Raw genomic sequence first — 5,799 nt, 5'->3', positions numbered from 1 at the left:
CCCCGATTTTTCGCCTGGCGCATCCCACGACGGGCGGCGGGCGTCGAGTACGGCCTCGCGGTCGCACCCGGCGACGACGCGCCCGGACGGTTTGAAGCGCTCGTCGACGACTACGGCGTCGATATCGAGCGCCGCTGCTCCGGGGCGATCCCGATCGGCCCGCCCGACCGAACGGTCGGCCGGCGGAGCTTCCTCGTCGGCGACGCGGCCGGCCAGACGAAGCCCTTCACCGGCGGCGGTATCCTCTACGGGATGCGCGCGGCCGACATCGCCGCGCGAGAAATCGACCCCGCCCACCCAGCGAGCCTCCACGAGTACGAACACGCCTGGCGATCGGCGCTGGGTGGCGACCAGGCGCTCGGGGCGGCCCTCCGGGCCGGCTACTCGCTGCCACGGCCGATCCAGCAGGCGGGTATGCGCGCGCTCTCGGGCGAGATCGGCGTTCACATGGACCGGCCGAGCTCCCTGTTCTCGCGGGCGCAACTCCGGGCCCTGCTGTCGTGGAACTAACCATCTCCCGGCATGTACTGAAACTATGACGCGCTACACCGAGGGTCCGTTCCGGGTGCTCGCCGGCCGAACCGACAACGAGCGGCTCCTTCTCGATGTCAACTCGGCCGATCCGGCGTACATTCCCCGCTCCTCGCTCCCCGACGCCGCGGTCGGCAACCGGGTCGACGGTGACCTCCGTTGGGAGGGCGACGATCCGACGCTTGTCGACGCGACCGTCGACACCGAGACGCGGTTTTGGTTCCGTCGCACCGAGGAACCCCTCTTCGAGGCCGCCCGGACGTGCTTTGAGACGGCCCGCGCCGAGGACGAGGCGATGAACTCGCGGGTGACATACGACACCGACCGCAACCCCAACGGGATCGTCTACACCTTCGCCGAACAGCCCGGCAGCCGCGACCTCTTCGCCGAGTTCCGCGACGGAACGAAGCCACTTGAACCGTTGCTTGCCCGCGCCGCCGACGGGGCCGACCCGCCTTTCTCCGTGTGGGTGCTTGACGGCGACGATCCCTTTGTCGCTGTTTACATCGTACTCGGGCCGGACGGACTGTTGGAGCGGACGATGCGAGATACCTACGAGTGAGGACTAGCTAAACGACGCCGCTCTCCGGATGCGCCGCCGAGGCGGCTGATCAAACGGGTAGCGCGATCCGCTCGACGGCTTCGTCGTACTTCGGCGACCACACCGACAGTGAGTCGATCGTCCAGGTCCGGTTCCTGACGGTCCGGCCGGCCAGCCGCCCGGCATCGCCGCCGCGAGCGATCGTGACGTGGGGAACGTACCCCTCGCCCTCCAGCCCCTCAACGGGGTCGAATAGGTCACAGAGCGTGCGGTGCATTTCGAGGAGCTGTGGCGAGTCGACTCGGAGGTACGCGACCGGGCCGGGACCCACCGGCGGATTCCTGAACAGTTCGATCGTCGAGAGCCGCGCCTCGAAGGGGCCGACGCCGGCGAGCGCCTCCCGAACCTGGCGGGCGAGCGCTGAGGGCCGGCCGTCGCCGAGCCGTTTGACGAGGAGGCTGTGTCGGTCTCGGGGCGTTGCCTCGAAGCAGTCGCTCGCAAGCCCACGAGCCAGCCGCGAGAGGTCAGGGGGGACGGTGACGTTACAGCTGTACACTATATGTAATCCAGAAGGTACGCGATAATGAGGACGACGATCACGAGCGCCACGACGGGGCTGATCGAGGCGAGCACCTCGACGAACAGGCCGATAATCTCGAGGACCAACAGCGCGATCACGAGCAGGAGGATGATCTTGAGTAGGTCCTCGACGGCGAGTTCGCTCCTGTCGAGCATGGGCTTAGCTGGGGACCGTCGACGCAAAAACACTACGGCCGCCGTCGCGCCTCCCCACCTACGTGATGCTTGCCGTCGGTAATCGGGCCGCTTTTGCCCCCGGGCGGCGATGCCCCGGCCATGCACACCGTCGCCCGACTCCTCGCCGCCCTCTGTATCGCGGCCCTCGCGCTCGGCGGGATCGCCGGCACCGCTGCCGCTCAGTCCGCCGCGGACGGCCAGTTCGTCGTCGAACTCGACGCTGACGGCGACGCCAACGCCACCTTCACCGACGAGTTCGATCTCTCGGATCCCGACGAGCGGGAGGTCTTCGAGCGGGCCGATTCGAACGCGGAGCTCAGAGCCACCGCCGCTGAGCGCTTCCGCGAGGAGATGCAACTCGTCTCTCGGACGGCCAACGAGAACCTCGACCGCGAACTCCGCGTCGGTGAGGTCACCGTTGAGACGGCCGTCGTCGGCGAGACGGGGACCGTCAGATACGACTTCCGCTGGGAGAACGTCGCGTCAGTCGACGATGGCCAAGTCGTCCTCGCCGAGCCGTTCTCGCTGTTCGAGACGCTCGATCGTGAGTTGGTGGTCGTCGCCCCCGAGGGCTACGCGATCGAGCGCGCCTCGCCGGAGCCGGAGCGCAACGACGGCGGTACCGTCGCGTGGCCGGGGCTGACCACCTTCGGCGAGGACTTCGAGGTCGTCGCGGCCCCCGCATCAGGCACGGGCATGGCACCGATCGAGTACTCGCGGGAGGGTGCCGCCACGCACGGCGGCGCCTCCCTCGCGTTTGGTATTTCAGCGCTGGTCCTCGGTTCGCTGTTGGTCGGCCGGAAGCGGTAGGCGGGTCTGTAGTTCACCTCGAGATCGGCCTGGTCTACTTGGAGACGATACTACGACCGACAGTATATGCGTCCCCAATGCGTACGTGTTCGTAGATGGCGATCAGCTACCTCGGACGAACACGCTGCATTACATAGATGAGTGGTGACGACAACTCCCCTAGTGTAGAGAACTCGTCCAACCCCCCCGAACAGAAGCCCCAGCAATCGTGGGCAGAGCGGTATACGTTCGCTGTGGGCCAATTCGTCCACGGGACCGAGTTGGCCGCCGCAACCGTTTTCGCTGCACTCTTTGCGGTAGGGGTCATTGACCTAATGCTTCAGATATTCGAGGCTGTGCGGTCGGGTGGCATCACCGACCCCCTGGTCGTTATTAGCTTCATAGACACGGGTCTCCTCCTATTAATCATCGTCGAAGTGTATCAAACGGTGCTCGCATACGTCGAAGAAAACGACACTCGGCGAATCGTTCAACTCGTGATTTATACCGGTGTCATAGCGATGGTCCGGAAAGCTATTATCTTTCGAACGGGGGAGTATGGTTCGCTTGAGGAAGCCATGCTCGCCGCCGGGTCCTACGCGATCATTATTTTTGCACTGGTCGCCCTGCTCTTTGCCGAGCGATCCTACGGGGGCGGCGTCATGATGCAGTCCGACTGAACGTTCCTAAACAATTAGCGACTCATACACAGGTCCACGCCGAGTGCGAATCTCACCGGCAGAGACCTTTTGGGTCTAAACCACCCGCCGGGTCACAGCCACACGAACACGAACCCCACGAGCATCGACAGCGTCAATACCGCCTGCATCGCGCTTGAGGCGAGCATCCCGACGGCCGTGACGGCCGCAGTGCGTGTCCCCTGCCGGATGTCGCCGTGGCGTCGATACTCCGAGGCGAACACCGATCCGACGACGCCAAGAATGGCACCGAACGGGCCGAGAATCGGGAGCAACGCGATGGCTGCAACCGCGGCGACGGCCGTCGTCCGCGTTGACGCACCGCTGACCCGCGCCGAGATGGCCCCGCCGAGGAGGTCCACAGCGACGGTGAGGCCGCCCAACGCGACGAAGCCAAGCAACGCGATCGTTCCGGGGTCACCTGTTGCCGCCCAGTAGTACCCCACGCCAAGAATTGACAGGACGCCCCCCGGTACCAGGGGCACGAAGCTCGCGACAACGCCAGCGATGAGCAGTGCAAACGCGACGACCGCCGGATTAAGGGGGAGCATCGCATATATAAATGGCCCGACCCGTCGAAACATTGTCGGGGATCGACACGGCCTGACACACGCCCGGCCGTTCCGCAAGGGTTTAATATCGCTCTGCGGTTAGAATCGGGTACATGACTCGATCCCACCGCACCGACGCGCTCGCTTCCGGCGGTGGGTCCTTCCTTCTCTCGCGACCGCGACGGGCCGGTAGGCCCGACTAGTACCACCCCCCTCGTCGCGCTCGCCCCGATTTCCAACGACGACCGTCCGGCTGACGGTCCATTCCACCACACAACACAATGTCAGATACCGACCGCGTCGCGCTCGCCTTCTCCGGCGGGCTCGACACCACCGTCTGTGTACCGCTGCTCGAAGAGGAGTACGATTACGACGAGGTCATCGGCGTCACCGTCGACGTCGGCCAGCCCACCTCAGAGTTCGAGGAGGCCGAGAAGACCGCTGAGGCGCTCGATCTCGATCACTACGTTGTCGACGCCAAAGACGAATTCGCCGAGTTGTGCTTCGACGCCGTCCGCGCCAACGCCTCCTATCAGGGCTACCCGCTCGGGACCGCCCTCGCACGCCCGGTGATCGCGCAGGCGATCCTCGACGTCGCGAAAGAACAGGGCTGTACGGGCCTCGCCCACGGCTCGACGGGCAAAGGAAACGACCAACTCCGCTTCGAGGCCGTCTGGCGCGACTCGGATCTTTCGGTTATCGCGCCGGTTCGGGAACTCGGCCTCACGCGTGAGTTCGAACAGTCCTACGCCGAGGAGCGCGGCCTTCCGATCGAGGGCGGCGATGAGGGCAAATACAGCATCGATACGAACCTCTGGAGCCGCTCGATCGAGGGCTCCGAACTCGAGGAACCGGGCTACGTTCCGTCGGAAGACATCTACGAGTGGACGAGCGCCCCGACCGCGGAGACGCTGGAGGTCGACGTCGGCTTCGAGGAGGGATACCCCGTTAGTCTCAACGGCGAAGCGATGTCGCCGGTCGAACTGACCGAGAAACTCAACGACCTCGCGGGCGACTACGGCGTCGGGCGCTCCGACATCATGGAGGACCGTATGCTCGGGCTGAAAGTTCGCGAGAACTACGAGCACCCCGCGGCGACGGTCCTTCTCAACGCCCACGCGGCCCTCGAAGACCTCGTATTGACGAAAGAAGAGCGCGCATTTAAAAAACAGGTCGACCACGAGTGGGCCGAAAAGGGGTACCAAGGGCTTGTCAACGCGCCCCTGATCGACGCTCTTGAAGGATTCATCGCCGAGACCCAAACGCGCGTGACGGGCACGGTCACGATCCGCTTCGAGGGCGGTCAAGCCCGTCCCGTCGGCCGCTCCTCGACGTACGCCGTCTACTCCGCGGAGGCCGCCTCGTTCAACACCGAGGACATCACCGGGAGTATCGAACAGAGCGACGCGACGGGCGTGGCGAAGTACCACGGGTTCCAAGAGCGCCTGGCCAACCGCGTCATCGACGGCAACGAGGAGTAGATCGATGACCGGGGATGACGACGAGGCCGGCGGACACGCCGCCGGGAACAGCGGACAGGCTGATCCGGGCGCTGACGGCGACGTCGTCCGCCGCGAGCGCTTCAGCGGCGGCCCCGCCCGCGGCTTCATGTCGAGTCTCGCGGCCGACGAGCGCATCTTTGCCGCCGACATCGCAGTCGACCGCGCCCACGTCGTGATGCTCGACGAGCAGGACATCATCGATCGGGCGGATGCGGCGGCGATCCTCGAAGCGCTCGCCGACGTTCAGGCCGCCGGGCACGCCGATCTTCCCGACGGCGAGGACGTCCATGCGGCCATCGAGACGGCCGTCATCGAGCGGGTCGGCGAGCGCGGCGGCCGGATGCACACCGCCCGGTCCCGCAACGACGAGGTCGCGACCTGCATCCGACACCGGCTGCGCACCGACACTCTTGACGCCGCCGCGGCGACGA

The 5,799-nt window shown here is 65.7% G+C and carries 7 protein-coding genes and 2 pseudogenes; 6 read left to right on the top strand and 3 right to left on the bottom strand.

The genetic code is table 11. The annotated features are described in order from the left end of the window. Both ACI944_RS10785 and ACI944_RS10780 read left to right on the top strand, forming a co-directional pair. Positions 1–510: pseudogene (locus ACI944_RS10785) on the top strand (electron transfer flavoprotein); the annotation flags it as partial. A gap of 25 nt (positions 511–535) precedes the next feature. Further along, the gene (locus ACI944_RS10780) at positions 536–1,093 is read left to right on the top strand and encodes a DUF6663 family protein (protein WP_411719055.1); all 558 of its coding nucleotides are present in this window, start codon (positions 536–538) and stop codon (positions 1,091–1,093) included. 49 nt (positions 1,094–1,142) lie between these two features. Here the strand turns inward: ACI944_RS10780 and ACI944_RS10775 are convergent, their stop codons facing one another. Both ACI944_RS10775 and ACI944_RS10770 read right to left on the bottom strand, forming a co-directional pair. After that, positions 1,143–1,628, bottom strand: coding sequence for a 2'-5' RNA ligase family protein (locus ACI944_RS10775; RefSeq protein WP_411719053.1), 486 nt, complete (start codon positions 1,626–1,628; stop codon positions 1,143–1,145). Beyond that, positions 1,628–1,807 carry a hypothetical protein gene (locus ACI944_RS10770; protein WP_411719052.1) on the bottom strand — a complete coding sequence of 60 codons (180 nt, stop codon included), beginning with the start codon at positions 1,805–1,807 and terminating at the stop codon, positions 1,628–1,630. Before ACI944_RS10770 ends, ACI944_RS10775 begins: the two co-directional genes overlap by 1 nt. Before the next feature lie 120 nt (positions 1,808–1,927). On the opposite strand from ACI944_RS10770, the gene ACI944_RS10765 reads away from it, so the two are divergent. Together ACI944_RS10765 and ACI944_RS10760 are read left to right on the top strand one after the other, a co-directional pair. Continuing rightward, the gene (locus ACI944_RS10765; RefSeq protein ID WP_411719051.1) at positions 1,928–2,638 is read left to right on the top strand and encodes a hypothetical protein; all 711 of its coding nucleotides are present in this window, start codon (positions 1,928–1,930) and stop codon (positions 2,636–2,638) included. A 137-nt stretch (positions 2,639–2,775) separates the two neighbouring features. After that, positions 2,776–3,297, top strand: coding sequence for a phosphate-starvation-inducible PsiE family protein (locus ACI944_RS10760; protein WP_411719050.1), 522 nt, complete (start codon positions 2,776–2,778; stop codon positions 3,295–3,297). A 92-nt stretch (positions 3,298–3,389) separates the two neighbouring features. On the opposite strand, the gene ACI944_RS10755 is transcribed toward ACI944_RS10760, so the two are convergent. After that, positions 3,390–3,866: a DUF456 family protein gene (locus ACI944_RS10755; protein ID WP_411719049.1), complete on the bottom strand. Its 477-nt coding sequence runs from the start codon at positions 3,864–3,866 to the stop codon at positions 3,390–3,392. Positions 3,867–4,147: 281 nt separating this feature from the next. Here ACI944_RS10755 and ACI944_RS10750 point away from each other — a divergent pair, with 281 nt between their 5' ends. Both ACI944_RS10750 and ACI944_RS10745 read left to right on the top strand, forming a co-directional pair. After that, on the top strand, positions 4,148–5,347 hold the full coding sequence (locus ACI944_RS10750) for an argininosuccinate synthase (RefSeq protein ID WP_411719048.1): 1,200 nt from the start codon (positions 4,148–4,150) through the stop codon (positions 5,345–5,347). A 4-nt stretch (positions 5,348–5,351) separates the two neighbouring features. After that, positions 5,352–5,799: pseudogene (locus ACI944_RS10745) on the top strand (argininosuccinate lyase); the annotation flags it as partial.

Source organism: Natronomonas sp. (genome assembly GCF_046710025.1).
GTDB lineage: Archaea > Halobacteriota > Halobacteria > Halobacteriales > Haloarculaceae > Natronomonas.
This window is presented reverse-complemented; position numbering and strand designations above follow the sequence as displayed.